Source organism: Mesorhizobium sp. AA22, assembly GCF_001672375.2.
Taxonomy (GTDB): Bacteria; Pseudomonadota; Alphaproteobacteria; order Rhizobiales; family Rhizobiaceae; genus Mesorhizobium; species Mesorhizobium wenxiniae.
Genome location: NZ_CP048406.1, coordinates 5,942,023 through 5,957,413, shown reverse-complemented (window position 1 = coordinate 5,957,413; position 15,391 = coordinate 5,942,023). Strand labels below are relative to the sequence as shown.

General features: G+C 60.1%; 10 protein-coding genes and 4 pseudogenes. 11 read left to right on the top strand and 3 right to left on the bottom strand.

Going from position 1 to position 15,391, the window contains the following annotated elements:
- The first annotated feature begins 2 nt into the window (after positions 1–2).
- The 5 genes from A9K68_RS28300 (at position 3) to A9K68_RS28280 (ending at position 6,541) form a co-directional block, all read left to right on the top strand.
- Complete coding sequence (locus A9K68_RS28300; RefSeq protein WP_065011372.1) at positions 3–785, top strand: amino acid ABC transporter ATP-binding protein; 783 nt, start codon at positions 3–5, stop codon at positions 783–785.
- 1,144 nt (positions 786–1,929) lie between these two features.
- The gene (locus A9K68_RS28295; protein ID WP_082982685.1) at positions 1,930–2,982 is read left to right on the top strand and encodes an iron ABC transporter permease; all 1,053 of its coding nucleotides are present in this window, start codon (positions 1,930–1,932) and stop codon (positions 2,980–2,982) included.
- Complete coding sequence (locus tag A9K68_RS28290; protein WP_065011370.1) at positions 2,982–3,815, top strand: ABC transporter ATP-binding protein; 834 nt, start codon at positions 2,982–2,984, stop codon at positions 3,813–3,815. Before A9K68_RS28295 ends, A9K68_RS28290 begins: the two co-directional genes overlap by 1 nt.
- A 124-nt stretch (positions 3,816–3,939) precedes the next feature.
- Positions 3,940–4,860 (top strand): ABC transporter substrate-binding protein, encoded by a 921-nt coding sequence (locus A9K68_RS28285; RefSeq protein ID WP_163603083.1) that lies wholly within the window; start codon positions 3,940–3,942, stop codon positions 4,858–4,860.
- A gap of 734 nt (positions 4,861–5,594) precedes the next feature.
- A protein-coding gene (locus tag A9K68_RS28280) for an IS630 family transposase (protein WP_246811258.1) occupies positions 5,595–6,541 on the top strand; the annotation gives its coding sequence in 2 pieces (ribosomal slippage) (positions 5,595–5,933 and positions 5,936–6,541; 945 coding nt in all).
- A 168-nt stretch (positions 6,542–6,709) separates the two neighbouring features.
- Here A9K68_RS28280 and A9K68_RS28275 read toward each other — a convergent pair.
- A pseudogene (locus tag A9K68_RS28275) lies at positions 6,710–7,160 on the bottom strand (L-aspartate oxidase); the annotation flags it as partial.
- Positions 7,153–7,832 (bottom strand): annotated as a pseudogene (locus tag A9K68_RS28270) (hypothetical protein); the annotation flags it as partial. The pseudogenes A9K68_RS28275 and A9K68_RS28270, both read right to left, overlap by 8 nt.
- Before the next feature lie 335 nt (positions 7,833–8,167).
- Here A9K68_RS28270 and istA point away from each other — a divergent pair.
- The 3 genes and pseudogenes from istA to A9K68_RS28255 all read left to right on the top strand — a co-directional run.
- Positions 8,168–9,679 carry an IS21 family transposase gene (gene istA, locus A9K68_RS28265; protein WP_141246659.1) on the top strand — a complete coding sequence of 504 codons (1,512 nt, stop codon included), beginning with the start codon at positions 8,168–8,170 and terminating at the stop codon, positions 9,677–9,679.
- Between the two features lie 12 nt (positions 9,680–9,691).
- Positions 9,692–10,447 carry an IS21-like element helper ATPase IstB gene (gene istB / locus A9K68_RS28260; protein ID WP_065008691.1) on the top strand — a complete coding sequence of 252 codons (756 nt, stop codon included), beginning with the start codon at positions 9,692–9,694 and terminating at the stop codon, positions 10,445–10,447.
- A 256-nt stretch (positions 10,448–10,703) separates the two neighbouring features.
- Positions 10,704–11,083: pseudogene (locus A9K68_RS28255) on the top strand (3-methyl-2-oxobutanoate hydroxymethyltransferase); the annotation flags it as partial.
- Between the two features lie 337 nt (positions 11,084–11,420).
- Here A9K68_RS28255 and A9K68_RS28250 read toward each other — a convergent pair.
- A pseudogene (locus A9K68_RS28250) lies at positions 11,421–11,540 on the bottom strand (transposase domain-containing protein); the annotation flags it as partial.
- Positions 11,541–11,964: 424 nt separating this feature from the next.
- Here A9K68_RS28250 and A9K68_RS28245 point away from each other — a divergent pair.
- The 3 genes from A9K68_RS28245 to A9K68_RS28235 are packed head-to-tail and all read left to right on the top strand — an operon-like array spanning position 11,965 to position 15,391.
- Positions 11,965–13,563, top strand: a complete 1,599-nt coding sequence (locus tag A9K68_RS28245) for an ABC transporter substrate-binding protein (RefSeq protein ID WP_065012414.1) — start codon at positions 11,965–11,967, stop codon at positions 13,561–13,563.
- 3 nt (positions 13,564–13,566) lie between these two features.
- Positions 13,567–14,508, top strand: coding sequence for an ABC transporter permease (locus tag A9K68_RS28240; RefSeq protein WP_095780372.1), 942 nt, complete (start codon positions 13,567–13,569; stop codon positions 14,506–14,508).
- Between the two features lies 1 nt (position 14,509).
- The gene (locus tag A9K68_RS28235; protein ID WP_065012412.1) at positions 14,510–15,391 is read left to right on the top strand and encodes an ABC transporter permease; all 882 of its coding nucleotides are present in this window, start codon (positions 14,510–14,512) and stop codon (positions 15,389–15,391) included.

Here is a 15,391-nt window from a genome sequence, read left to right as displayed (position 1 = left end):
TGATGGTAGCATCCAATGATTTCGGGACGACAAAAGTGGCCTTTGACAAGGTCAATAAGTTTTATGGACCGTTCCAGGCATTGCGTGATGTGACTTTGTCGGTGACGGCTGGTGAGGTGGTGGTGCTTATCGGCGCCAGCGGCTCGGGCAAGTCCACGCTGATCCGCTGCGTCAATGGACTGGAAACCTTTCACAGCGGCTCGTTGGTGGTTGAGGGATTTTCAATGCCAACGATCAAGGACCTTGAATTCGGCGGCGGCGAGAAGGCGCTCCGTCAAATCAGACGCGGCGTAGGAATGGTCTTCCAGCAGTTCAACCTATTTCCGCACAAGACGGTGATGGAGAACATCGCTCTTGCTCCTATGCGGGTCCGCGGCAAGTCGCGCGAGGAGGCGCAGGCTACCGCAATGCGTCTGCTCGAGCGGGTCGGGCTGCGAGACCACGCGCAAAAATATCCCGGTATGTTGTCAGGCGGCCAGCAGCAGCGCGTGGCCATTGCCCGTTCGCTGGCAATGGAGCCGCACGTCATGTTGTTCGATGAACCCACATCGGCGCTCGATCCGGAATTGGTCGGCGAGGTGCTGGACGTCATGCGCGAACTCCGTACCGAGGGCATGACGATGATGATTGTCACGCATGAGATGGCTTTCGCCCGCGAAGTGGCAGACCGCGTCATCTATATGGATAAGGGTGCCATTGTGGAGGAGGGGCCGCCGGCGCAGATCTTCGACAAACCGATTAGTGACCGCACCCGGACATTCCTGTCGCGTGTCCTCAAGCACTGACATCAAGCAAATCCACAAATGCGCGGCGCCGCGGGAGGCTGATGGTCTGCGCCCGGGCACGCTGCAATACGCCGATGAAGCTTTGGTCCATGACATTGGAAGATCCAGTGGTGATCGCCGAGCGGCGCCGCGGCGTCGGACATCTTGCACGATGCCCTGGCGTGCGCGTGTGGCAACGGAGGCAGATAGACAGTGCTAATTAGCAATTCATTCGGAAAGAGACAAAGATGGATTTTATCGAGCAGATTTTCGGCGTGGCGCCGGATGGGGCGATGGCACGACCGAGATGCTCTACATCGCGGTGGTGCTGGCCGTTGGAGTGATGACAATTGCTCGCCGCTGGCTGGCTCGACGCGCAGCGCCGCTAGTTCTCTTTCTTCTAGGGTCGAGATTGATGCCGGCCGTGCCGCCTACGATCAAGAGTCCTCCCCTATGAGCCGCTGAGGTCTGGCTCTCGCCCCGGCGCCGGCCTGGGGACACCCGGCCGGACCATGAAGGCGGGCCGATTGTTCATTGATAACAAAAAAGGAGCACGAATATGTTTTCATTGACCCAAGCGATCGGAGTAAACGGCATGGCGAGGCGCGAGTTGGTGCCGCGCAAATGTCAATGCGATTCTAATTTGCGCGATCTAATCATCACCCGGTTATCTCGCGTGAATCGGCGTCGCGAGCGCCGCCATTTGGCGACCGCGAGCGGTTAGTCGAGTTTCAAGAAAACATGGTTCGGTGCTGTGGGAACTTATCCCTCTACTGGCATTTCCAATGGCGGCATGCGATTTGCAAGCGCAACGAGTAAGGCAATGCAATAAATCCCGGAAAAGAGTTCGAGCATCCGCCGTGCCCGAACTGATGCAGCCTGATCTGAACGACCTTGGATCGGGGCGCGCGGGCTTGGGTCAAAGCGGGGGCTGTTTTGGAGGTATCCCGCCTTCAGATTGTTTTCCGCTTTAGCGCAACCGGAATGCACGCAGCTAAATGTCTCTATGATGCCTCCCTGCCTGCGACCTCCAACCGTCGACAAGCGTCACGTTGATCAACTGCGCTAGCTGCAAAAGGTGTAAATGGATGACAATACCTGCCAATGCCCGAGCTACTTTGCGCTACTTTCTGGTCTCGCCATCGGGAGAAACGGCGCCGCCACGATGACCACTTCACATGAGGGGCGTCGAGGCCTGAAAAGGTCGCGGCAACAGCCGTTGTGGCCGCTCTACCTTATTCTTTTCATGCTGCTGCTCTCGGCGGTGGTGCTGGCCTTCGCCACCGGGCGTTATTCCGTGCCGCCGTTGATGGCGTTGCGGATCTTACTGCACCCCATCATCGGCGGCGAGGCCGATTGGACCGCGACAGTGGAGACAGTCGTTTGGGAAATCAGGCTGCCGCGCATTGCCGGCGCGCTGCTGGTCGGCGCCAGCCTAGCCGCGGCCGGGGCGACTTATCAGTGCATCTTTCGCAATCCTCTGGTTTCGCCCGCGATCCTCGGCGCTTCCCAGGGCGCAGCCTTCGGCGCCTCGCTGGCCCTGCTGTTGCGACTGTCTTGGTCGGGCGTCATGGGCATGGCTATGGCATCCGGTATCCTCGCCACGTCGGCCACCGCGCTGATCGGCCGTCATCTCGGCAGTGGCTCGATGATCACCTTGGTCCTGGCGGGCCTGGTGGTGGCCGCGGTTTTCAACGCGCTGGTTGCGGTGGTGCAATACATAGCCGACCCGCTCGACGTGCTGCCGTCGATCACCTTCTGGCTGATGGGCAGTCTAAACCGCATCGGTAATGATGATCTCGGCATCATCGGCGTTCCTATCGCGCTTATGCTCGCCCAGCTTTACGCCTTCCGCTGGCACATAAACGTACTCGGTGCCGACAACGACGCGGCACGGGCGCTCGGTGTCAACGCGCCGCTGGTGAGCGGCGTTGCCATCGCCGGAGCCACCGTACTAACCGCGCTCGCTGTCAGCGTAAGCGGCATCGTTGGCTGGGTCGGGTTAATAGTCCCCCACATCGCCCGCTTTCTGGTCGGTCCCAATTTCAACCGCCTCTTGCCGATCAGCGCCCTGACGGGGGGCCTGTTCCTGCTTGCCATGGACACACTGGCGCGCAGCATGGCGACGCAGGAGCTGCCGCTCGGCGTCGTAACCTCGCTTGTCGGTGCGCCATTCTTCGCCATCGTGCTCGGCCGTGCCCGGAGGCATTGGTTCTGATGGCCGCGTTAGTCGCCAGCGATGTCTCCTTCACTCACGCCGGCAACGTCGCACCGACCCTGCGCGGGATTTCGATCCGGGCCGAAGCGGGCGGGGTGCTGTGCCTCCTTGGACCAAACGGGTCGGGTAAGACGACGCTCTTGCGTTGTCTCGTCGGGCTCCAGGGCGGCGGCGCCGGCATCGAGATAGACGGCCGGCCGCTGCCGAGCTTCGGTGACGGCGAGCGGGCGCGCCGCATCGCTTACGTTCCGCAGCACGGCGCGGCCGTGTTTCCCTACACGCTGGCAGACATCGCAGTGCTCGGCCGCACGCCGCATCTCGGCTCCTTCACCGTGCCGTCGCCCGATGACTGGCGCATTGCCTTCGAGAGCCTAGACCGTCTTGGGATCGGGCATCTCGCCAACCATCCGTTCAATCTGTCGAGCGGCGGCGAGCGCCAGCTTGCGCTGATCGCCCGCGCAATCGCGCAGGACGCGGCGACGATCGTGCTCGACGAACCGACGGCCAGCCTCGATTTCGCCAACCAGACGCGCATCCTCGACATCATCGCGGGCTTGGCAACGCAGGGGCGCACGGTGGTATTTTCCACGCACGATCCCGACCACGCCCTGGCGGCGGCGACGCAAGCGGTTCTGCTGAAGCACGGGCTCGTGCTTGCGCAGGGAGACGTAGGCCACGTGGTCAACGATGTCACGCTGAGCGCGCTGTACGATGTGCCGGTGCGGGTGGTGTCCGTCGGCGGAGGTGACGATGGCTTCGGTCCCATGACCGTATGTTTTCCTGTCCGCCGAAACTCCCGATTGGGCAAGTCCCGAATTCTGAGGGAAAATTGATATGAGGTGTCGATTCATCCTGAAAATTTCAGCCTTTTTACTGCTCCTGTTAGGCATCGCCTCGCCGGGGGCCGGTGCGACCGGGGTCCGCACCATCACCGACATGGCAGGCCGCAGCGTCGTCGTGCCGGCCGAAGTCAAGCGGGTCGCCGCCATGGGCTCCGTGCCGCCACTAAACAGCCTTCTGTTCGCCGTCGGCGCGTCAGATCGACTCGTCAGCGGTTTGCCGCCGCGGTTCGGCCAGAACCCCCGCTGGACTTTTCAAAAGGTCTTCGCGCCGCAACTGGCTGACGCGGCCTTGATCGAGACGCAGAGCCGGGAACCAGACCTGGAGGCGATCATCGCGCTCGAGCCGGATGTAATCCTCACGACCTATCCGGCCATGGCGGATGCGGTGGCGCGCATCGGCGTGCCTGTGGTCGTCATTGAATGGCAGGAGCCGGATGACGTGAAGACGGCGATGGAACTCATCGGCGGCCTTCTCGGCAAGGAGAAGGAAGCAGCCGCCTACGTCGACTATTTCGACCGAACTCTGGCGCGGGTCTCGGCGATTTCGCAATCCCTTGCGCACACTGAGAAGCCGCGGGTGCTGTATTTCGAGCCGGAGACGATCAGTCAGCCGCATCTCATTGCGGAGTGGTGGATCCGGCAGGCCGGCGGCGTCAGCGTCTCCGACGACGGGCGCGGCCAAGAAGTGCTATCCTTCAACATCGAGCAGGTGCTGGCCTGGAACCCCGATATTATCTTGGTTCCCCAGCTGAAAGATGTCGAGAAGGTCTTCGGCAACCCGCTGCTAAAGGACGTTCGCGCGGTGGTGACCCGGCGCGTCTTTCCGCTTCCTGTAGTCGCGCATACATGGGGCAATCGCACGGCGGAGCAGCCGCTGACTGTGCTGTGGGCGGCAAGGACGATCAACCCGGAGGTTTTTGGTGAGATCGACCTAAAGGCCGAAGTAAAGCGCTTCTATGCCACGATCTTTGCCCATCCGCTTGACGACGAGACTGTCGCGGCCATTCTGGATCCGATGACCGAGCCGCCGTACTGAGCGATCCGGACCGGTGACTTTCCGAAGCAAGTCGAGCATTTGATTGCCGCTTACCACGAGCGCAACAAAGTCGAGCACCTGGTTAACCGCACCATGTGAGCCAGCTTTTTCGGTGGCGCAAGCAGCTCTGCCGGGTCGTCGCGCCGTGCGCCCAATTCATTCCCATGGCGATCGCAAGGCGCTGCCAGCACCGCCGACGGCGGCGGAGTCGCCAAACCAAGCGTTCGATGGCGGAAGATGTCAAAAAACGTGTCAGAACGCGTCAAGGCGGTCCCAATTGCGCGATCTAATCTTACCCGATGGAGCTCGCGTGAATTTGGCTTCGTGAGCGCCGTCCTTTCCCGGTACGGATTGAAGTTCGAGGCGCCCAAAAAAAGGCCAGCTGAGAAGAGCCGACACATATGATCGAAAATTTCAACCAATCGTCTCTAGGTGCCTTGAAGAAGCCGGCTGCGAAAATGGCTATGGATTGGGCCGTAGGAGCCCCGTCGCCTTCACCTGAACGTAGTATCGCAAGTACAGACCTTTAGTGCTTACTGCATCCGAACACATGTAAGTAATGCGCCGAGCTTGCAACTCAGTTTACCCAATGTCTGACGAGGAGCTGAAATGACTGATTGGTTCCGGCTGGAGCGAACCGCAGTACTAGAGCACGTCCGGCGATCGATGAATCGATTGTGATGTGACGCGAATCGGTTTGGCTGATTCAACGTCCACTTTTATGGAGGTGGACAATGGCGAGAGCACTTGGTGAGGATCTGCGGTCACGTGTCGTGAAGGCTGCGGGTGAAGGAGCATCGGCCCGGCAAGCAGCGGCTCGGTTCGGTGTCGGGATATCGAGTGCGATCCGCTGGATCGGCAGAGCCCGGATGGGCGAGACGACACCACGACCGCAGGGACGACGGCGCGGCTCGCGTCTCGACGCCCATGCCGACTTCATCATCGGGATGATCGAGGAGCGCAAGGACATCATCACGCTGAACGAGATGGTGGAGCGGCTCTTGGCCGAGCGGTCCATGCGCATCGGCCGCAGCACGTTGAGCGACTGGCTGCGGGGGCACGGCTGGACGTTCAAAAAAAGTCCGCACACGCACTGGAGCAAGATCGCCCCGACATCCTGAAGCGCCGGCGTGCCTGGTTCGACGGCCAGCTCGACCTCGATCCGGCAAGGCTCGTCTTCATCGATGAGACCGGGCTGTCGACCAAGATGGCTCGCCTGCGCGGAAGAGCGCTGCGCGGCGAACGCTGCCGGGCCGGCGTGCCGCACGGTCACTGGAAGACCACGACCTTCACCGGCGCGCTCAGGCTGACCGGAATGACCGCGCCCTTCGTCTACGACGGCGCCATGAACGGGGTCGTGTTCCTCGCCTATGTCGAGCAGGTGCTGGCGCCAACGCTGACGCCAGGCGACGTCGTCGTCATGGACAATTTGCCGGCGCACAAGTCCGGGGGCGTGCGCGAGGCGATCGAAGCCGCCGGTGCAAAGCTGATGTTCCTCCCGCCCTACAGCCCCGACTTCAACCCCATCGAAAACGCCTTCGCAAAGCTCAAGGCGCTCCTGCGGGCGAGGGCCGAGCGAACAATCGCAGCCCTATGGGACACCGTCGGCGCGCTCGTCGACCTTTTTACGCCAACAGAATGCGAAAACTACTTCAAGGCCGCAGGCTATGAACCGGATTAAACCGGACGTGCTCTAGCCGTTGATCTGCAAGGCGAGAACCTCCCTGAGGGCGCTTGCGCGGTGGAGAATTATCCAGACGTTCTGAGCAAGGCTCACAAGGTGTTGGCCGCTTGTCGACGAACTGGTTTTCCGATCATTTAGAGGGAAGGGGGTGAGAATGATTGCATATTAGGTGCTCCGTTTCGGTGCTCGCCAGCCGAGCGCGACCGCGGCCTGTCGCCGTGTGCAGTGTCAGCCCTGACGGGCATGCGTCTGCATCGCGCCCAGGGAAATCGGACCGGTAATGTGAACCACGGCTCTCTTCGCGCCGCAGGGCCGCGATGGCGATCATCAGTGCGACCACAGCCGGATCGGACGCAGCCTCGTTGTTAGCGGCGATCGACAGCAGCGCCGCCGCGGCCTCGCGCAGCGTCTCGTCGTTGCGAATGATGCCGAGCGCGTGGGAGACGACCGGGCAAATGCACGAAGGGTCCGGCCGAGGGGGCACGAGTGTGGAGAACAAGCGCCGGCGGCAGCCCGGCGATGCGCCAGCGACGCTTTCAGCCACCCAGCCGGCTGTGACCGCTGCTTCCATGAGAGAATTGCTGGCGAGCCGGTTGGCGCCGTGCAGCCCGCTGCAGTTGAAGCAGGGTAAAGGCCGGCGGCATCAGTTCGAAGACGACCGGCCGGTATTTGATCTTGGAGCGCAGCCGCGCAATGCCCGTCGTCAGGATGCGGCGATGATCGGCGACCATGAATTTGCCGCGAACCGGCGGGGAGAGGGCCGAACCGCGCGTCGCCTCTTCAACCAGGGCTGCTTCGTAAAGCAGTTCGTAGCGCTTGAGGGCGAGGTCCTCGTTCCATGGGCGATCGTCGAAGCCGAAGGCGATCGCCGCCCGCCGTCGGCGCTCGAGGCGTAGGGCCTGGTCATTCGCGCCGTCCGCCCATTCGATCAGGCGAGGCAGAAACAGGTCCGACACCATCGGCGGCGTTCCGGCACGGTGGTCCTCCCACGGAAAGTAGTCGTACCAGCTTTGCCAGCCGGACCTGGACGGTGCTGCTGCATGTTCCTTGCGGGTGAGTGCGAGATAGCTGATGGAGATGACGCGCTGCTCAAGCTCGGCGCCGGCCCGGTCCCGATCGGCGAATGTGTAGAGCTGCTCGATATATCCCAGCGGGTGACCGGTCTGCTCCTCGACCCAAGCCCGCAGACCGGACCGCAGCGATCGGTGCTCGAGCGCCCCGGAAGGCAAAGTGTCCGTCTGCCCACACAGGGTTCATTCTCGCTCACCGCAACGACCACCGCGGTCAGGTCGACCTTGGCTGTGTCGGCCTTGCCTCTGCGCCCGCCTTTCGTTGTCCCTGTTACGCATCGCTCATGATATCTGATGTGATTGGGGCAAGCCGAGAAGTAGCTGAACCGATTGAATTTTGTTCTCACCAATAACGGTTTGCGGATTCCGACGTGAAGCCGGCCGCCATTCCGATCAAAGACCGGCCACCGTTCCGATTTGAAGCCGGCCACCATTCCAATCAAAAGCCGGCCAGTTTTCGGCACTGAAGATTACCTCCTGGGTCAGCAACTTTGGCATCAATCACCTCGCCATGAACGGGGACATTTTGATGCCGGCAAAGAGAAGGCTGACCATGAGACAATTGAGACAAATGCTGCGGCTTGCCGGAAGCGGGACGAGCTCCCGCGAGATTGCGGTCGTGTTGGGGATAGCGCGCAGTACGGTGCAGGATAATTTGCAGCGTGCAGCCGCGGTTGGATTGAGCTGGCCCTTGCCGGGCGAGCTGACCGACGATGCGCTTGAGCACAAGCTCTTCAGTCGCAACGGCGTCAAACAGGGCACGCGGCGACGCACGGAACCGAACTGGGCCGATCTTGCGGTCGAGCTCAAGAAGCCCGGCGTCACATTGCTCATCCTGTGGGAGGAGTATCGTGGGTCGCATCCCGACGGTTACGGCTATAGTCGCTTCTGCGAACTCTTTCGCAGTTTCGAGCAGCGGCTTTCGCCGACGATGCGCCAGGAGCATGCGGCCGGCGACAAGGTCTTCGTCGATTATTCCGGCAAGAAGATCCCGATTGTCGATCGCAAGACCGGCGAGATCCGCGAGGCGGAGATCTTCGTGGCGGTGCTGGGTGCGTCCAGCTACACCTTTGCCGAGGCCACCTGGACGCAAACGCTTCCCGACTGGATTGGCTCGCATGTCCGGATGTTTCGTTTTTTTCACGGCGTTCCCAGACTCGTCATTCCCGACAATCTGAAGTCTGGCGTCAGTCGCGCTAGTTTCTACGATCCCGAGATCAATCGCAGCTACGGCATGATGGCTTCCCACTATGGCGTCGGCGTTCTTCCGGCACGGCCAAGAAAGCCTCGGGATAAATCGAAAGTGGAGAATGGAGTGCGTTTCGCCCAGTCCTGCATTCTGGGGCGCCTGCGCAACCAGACTTTCTTCTCGCTGGCTGAGGCCAATGCCGCCATTGCCCAGGCGCTCGATCGCATCAACGACCACGTCATGCGCCGGCTGGGCGTCAGTCGCCGGCAGCTCTTCGAGACCGTCGAGAGCCCGGCTTTGGCCAGTCTTCCACTGGAGGATTACGAGTTTGCCGAATGGCGTTTGGCCCGCGTCTCGACGGATTATCACGTCGAGTTCAAGACCTTCTTTTATTCCGTGCCCCACAGCCTCATTCGTCAGCAGGTCGATCTGAGAGCAACGGCGCGCACCATCGAGATCTTCCACCGCGGCAAGCGCGTCGCGGTGCATCAGCGCCGCCATGGAGGTCCTCGCCATGGAACCGATCCGGATCACATGCCCAGTTCCCACCGGCGCTATGCCGAATGGACGCCGGAGCGCTTTCGGCGTTGGGCCACGTCGATCGGGCCACAGACCGAAGGCCTGGTCATCGCAATTCTCGCCAGCCGTCCGCATCCAGAGCAGGGCTTTCGAACATGTCTGGGCATCCTGCGCCTGTTTCGCGACATCGATCGCAATCGGGCAGAAGCCGTGTCAGCCCGCGCTGTCGAGATCGGTGGCTTGAACTGCAAGAGCATTGCTTCGCTCATCGCCAATCACAAGGCCGCACGCCATTCCACCGAACCAACCGCCATCGTCGATCACGCCAATCTGCGTGGCCCTGATTACTTTCATTGAGGAGATCCACCCATGCTGATCAATCCCACCATCGACATGCTGCGAGAGCTCGGCCTCTACGGCATGGCAACCGCTTTCCAGGAACTCGACACGCAGCCCGAAGTGCGCGGCCTCGAGCACGGCGAATGGCTTGCCATGCTGCTCGAACGCGAGGCGACCATGCGCCGCCAGAAGCGTTTCGAGGCTCGCGCCAGGGCTGCCAAGCTTCGCCATGACGCGCAGATCGAGGATGCCGACTTCCGCGCCGCACGCGGCCTCGACCGCAATATGTTCATGGCGCTTGCCGGCTGCGACTGGATCAGAAAGCATCACGGTCTTCTTGTCACCGGACCAGCCGGCGTCGGCAAAAGCTGGCTTGCCTGCGCTCTTGGCCACCAGGCCTGCCGCGAAGACTTCTCAGTCGCCTACCACCGGGTTCCCAGGCTGTTCGCCGCCCTCGCGCTTGCAAGAGGCGACGGGCGATACGGCAGGATCCTCAAATCTCTTGCCAGGACCGACCTGCTGATCCTCGATGACTGGGGACCGGAAAAACTCAATGATGACCAACGCCGCGATCTCCTGGAGATCATTGAGGATCGCTACGAACGACGCTCAACCATCGTCACAAGTCAGGTGCCCGTGGATCGCTGGTGGGAGATTATTGCAAACCCAACTTTGGCCGACGCCATCCTGGATCGCCTCGTTCACAACGCCTATCGCATCGATCTCACCGGTGAAAGCATGCGAAAACAGCGCCCGCCAATCGTCCCCGAAAACACCGAAGCTTGACCTGAAACAAAACCCAACCCAAACATCAACGAGACCCAGGATCAGTCCGAAAAATGGCCGCCTTCAAATCGGAATGGCGGCCGGAATGAAATCGGAATGACTGGCCGGCTTCAAATCGGAATCGGTGGCCGGCTTCATCGGAACACGCAACGGTTGGCGCGTCAACTCGCATGCCATCCCAATTTAGTCTTCGCACCTGCACAAAAATATGCCAAACGCGGCACCCGCAGTCGGTAACGCTGGGGAAAGAAATGTCGTGAGCGCAACAGGACAGACCAGAGCTCTTACGCCACCGGACATTGCGGCGCGCAAGGGCAAAGCGCCGCTGCCTGACCGCCTACACGACTCCGGTCGCCCGGCTGGTCGATCCGCATTGCGACATCGTGCTGGTCGGCGACAGCGTCGGCATGGCACGGCTTGCCGTCGACGCTCGGCGTCACTCTCGACATGATGATCATGCACGGGCAGGCGGTGCGCCGCGGGCTCGAGCTCGCGCTGATGGTCGTCGTCATGCCGTTCGGCTCCTACGAGGAAAGTCCTGAGCAGGCGTTTCGCAATGTCGCGCGCGTCATGGGCGAAACAGGCTCGGCAGCCGTCAAGCTCGAGGGCGGCCAGGCGATGGCCGGAACGACCTCACGAAAGATTTTTGCGCAAGGACCTTGGAAAACGTTTCGCGCAAAAGCCGGGCGATCGAGACAAATCACTGATCGACCGCAATCAATTTCTGCAGGCACTGGGGTTGATGTCGAATACTGCGCGGAAGCACTTCGAAAAATGTGATGCCGGCCTCGTCCGTATCCAGCACGGCACCTGCTCGATGATTGCTGGCTAGCGAAGGATTGCGACGGGACGAGGTCCGATCTCGTTCGTCGAACTGCGCGACCGGGCGAACCCTGGGCCCGTGGTGCTGTATGTGGTAACCGCCCGATTGTCGCCGCCTGCTGGTGATCGGTAAGCGACAAGCTGGGGCCGTTCAGGCGGCGTAGTTCCACGGCATGAGGGCGTCGATTTCGCTGCTTGGCCATCCATTCGCCAGCCGCTTTAGCGTCTGAGGGAGCCAGGCAAGCGGATCGACGTTGTTCATTTTGGCCGTTTATGCCGACCGCGAACTATGCCGAGCTGGCGCGTTTCCGCCATCGTTTTTCATGGCTTAGCCGCAGATGGAACGGCATAGATTAGGGCCTCTCCGTCGCGATCGGCGCGAAGGAGAGGCACATGAATAGACGCCATCTATGCCTACAATAGTTCTGAGCTATTTGTCGCTTAGCGGAAGGTATGGCTTAGGATGCAAGTGGACGACCCTAGCCTAGCCACGGATCGAAGCCTCTTACACAAAGAATTGAATAGCTAATGTTATATGCTTTCCATCGGTGAGTTTCTGAGATTCGGATGGCAGAATAGGAGAGGTTCGGCACATCTTGGAGTTGCCCTATAAAAAGCCGGTCAAGTGGGAGATCATGGCCGGAGATTGACGGGGCTGCTTCACATCTATGAGAAAACAAAGGGGAACTGAGGAAATGAACATCACTCGGCGGACACTTGTCAATACGGGCCTAATAGCCGTGGGAGCGACCTTGTCGTTTCCTTCAATACTTCGAGCTCAAGCCGATGCCGGAGGAGACGCGGTGAGGTGGGCAAGAGGTCTGCCCACAATTTTCGACCCGTACACAACGACTGACGCGAATACAGTCGACTACGCGTTCGGTGTTTACGACATGTTATTTGGACTCGATTCAAAGTTTGTTCCGCAGCCGCAAATGCTGGATAGTTGGAGTGAATCCGACGACAAGAAGACCTATACCTTCTCCCTTCGTGATCGGCTAAGCTGGCACGACGGCACCCCGGTGACGGCTGCGGATTGTGTTGCTTCGTTACGCCGTTGGTTCCAAACGCCCGGCGGGCAACTCGTGAATGAGCGCGTGAAGGATGTCTCAAAGCTCGACGAAAAGTCCTTCGTAATCACATTAAAGAAACCGCTCGGAGTGCTGATTGATCAACTTGCGCAGGTTGTGACGTACCCGCTTTTCATAATGCGTGAACAAGATGCTCGTCACCCTCCTACGGATGCGGTAACCACGCATATTGGTTCGGGACCATTTAAATTTAATGAGGAACTCTATGTACCGGGAGCGAGCATCACTTTTGACAAGTATGATGGCTACGTCCCGCGCGACGATGCTCCCGACGGACTGGCTGGTGCCAAAATCGCTAGGGTTCGCCGCGTAGTTTGGGCTAAGCTCCCCGATCCGCAAACGGCCGTGGCTGCGCTGCAAGCCGGCGAAGTCGATCTCGCATTTCCTCCCGCCGATCTTTTCCCTGTCATCGAAAGTGACCCGAACCTTGTGCTCGAAGATCTATACAAGTCGGGTTCCGTCTATTTCTTGCGTATGAATTGTCTTCAGAAGCCATTTGACAACGTGAAGGCCCGGCAGGCGGTGCTGCATCTTATTAATCAAGATGCGTTCCTGAGTGTCATTAATCCATCTCTAAAGGGCAATCGCAATGTGACATCATTGTTTGGAGTCAATACGCCATTTTCCAACGACGCAAACACCAACTGGTTCCAGAAGGGTGGCGACCCGGAGAAGGCCAAACAACTACTACAAGAGGCTGGCTATGCTGGCGAGAAAGTTGTTATTCTCGACCCCGCCGACTGGACTGAGGGCCATAATGCATCGCTATTCTTGGCGTCGGAACTTCGTAAGATTGGATTGAACGTCGAACTAGCATCTAGCGATTGGGCTGGCCTTGTTGCCAGGAGGGCTAAGAAAGACTCGGTTGAAAACGGTGGCTGGAGCATTTTTATCAGCGACCTTCCCGACTTCTCACTAACTAATCCCAACTCTGCTGCAATCATGGCAATGAATGGCGAGCAGGGCTGGGTTGGCTGGCCTCAGGCCGACCAATATGAGGTTCTTCGAGCTAAATGGGCGGATGTCACAGAAATCGAAGCGCACCGCGCTCTGGCACGCGAAATGCAGCAGATTTGGTGGGACTATGCGAGTACGGCTTTCTTGGGGCATGTTCCCACGCTAACGGCATACCGAAAGGACCTCACTGGCCTTATCGGCGTGCAGGCAGGACGTTTGCTGATGTGGAATATGCGAAAGGACTGAGTTTTGGTTACGTACATCTTTCGCAGAATGATCTCGGCCCTCGTCGTTATGGCGATGGTCGGGGTCTTCATCTTCCTACTTGTCAGGTTGGCGCCGGGTGATCCCGCAGACATCATCGCTGGACCGTCAGCCACGGACCAAACTGTTGCGGATATACGGGAGCAACTTGGACTCAACGCGCCACTTCCGGTGCAGTTCCGGCAATGGGCGGGGAACCTGCTGAATGGCGATTTAGGCACGTCGGTTTTTGCCGGGCGTCCTGTTCTCCAGCTCATCTCGCAGCGGCTTGAACCGACCATTTCCTTGTCGATCCTGACGATGATCCTGTCCGTGACGGTCGGGATCTCCTTCGGCATCCTTGCCGCGTGGCGAACTGGCGGGCTCGTCGACCGCCTCCTCACGGCCTTTTCGGCTCTTGGTTATTCCGTCCCGGTCTTTGTCATCGGCTATTTCCTCATATACTTCTTCGCCATCAGGGCACACTGGCTGCCGGTCCAAGGATATGTGCCGATCGGTGGCGGGCTAGGGCCATGGTTCGTGCATCTGATCCTGCCCACCGTGGCTCTTAGTCTTGGCTTCATTGCATTCATCGCCCGGGTCACGCGGGCGAGCATGCTCGAGGTCCTGTCGGAAGACTATATGCGAACTGCCGCTGCCAAGGGCGCTTCGTCATATGCCATGCTTTTCCACCATGCCTTGAAGAATGCCGGCGCACCGATCCTGACAGTAATCGGCATAAGCTTCGCCTATCTTATCGGCGGCGGCGTCATCACGGAGACGGTGTTCAACATACCTGGTGTCGGTCGTTTGGTGGTCGATGCGATCAACAACCGCGATTATCCCATCATTCAAGGCGTGCTCATCCTGACTTCAGGTCTGTACGTTCTTATCAATCTCGCGGTCGATCTCGCCTATACGCTGATCGATCCCCGGATCCGGTACTGATATGACGCTCATCTCTGCACCAGTTGAAGCCGCGCCGATCGGTCGGCTGCGACTATCTGACATTCCCCGTCTGGCAAGGCGTCATCCGCTGGTCATGATCGGCGGCGGCCTGTTGGCGCTCCTGATCATTCTGGCGCTCGCTGCCCCACTTTACGCCGGCGATCCAGTGAACATGGATCCATTCAAGCGCCTCCAGCCGCCTTCCGCCGAAATGTGGTTCGGAAGCGACAATCTGGGCCGGGATGTGTTTGCGCGAACGATCTTCGGCGCCCGCATCTCCCTCATGGTGGGATTGCTGTCGGCAGCGAGCGCGGCCGTGGTCGGGCTCCTGATCGGGGTCATCGCCGGCTACAGCCGCAGCTTCGACAATATCGTCATGCGGGTCATGGACGGCCTGATGTCGATCCCGACGTTTCTGCTGGCCATTGCGCTCATTTCTCTGACAGGCCCCGGAATCGGCATCCTCATCGTCGCCATCGCGATCCCCGAGACGCCAGCCGTCGCGCGGCTGGTTCGCTCGGTGGTTCTGGGGGTTCGGGAGCGTCCCTATGTGGAGGCCGCGCTCTGCGGCGGAGCACGCCTGCCCAAGGTGCTGGGGCGGCATATCCTGCCGAGCACCATTCCGGCACTGATGGTGCAGGGCGCCACAGTTTGCGCCAGCGCGATCCTGACGGAGGCGGGGCTGAGCTTTCTCGGTGTCGGCGTGCCGCCCGAGATTCCGAGCTGGGGCAACATGATCGCCAGTTCGCGCTTGTATCTCGCCATCGCTCCAATGACGATCTTCGCCCCCGGCATCTGCCTTGCCGTCACGGTGCTCGCGGTCAATCTCCTCGGCGACGGAATGCGCGACCTGTTCGATCCCCGCGCCAAGCGGAGACACTGA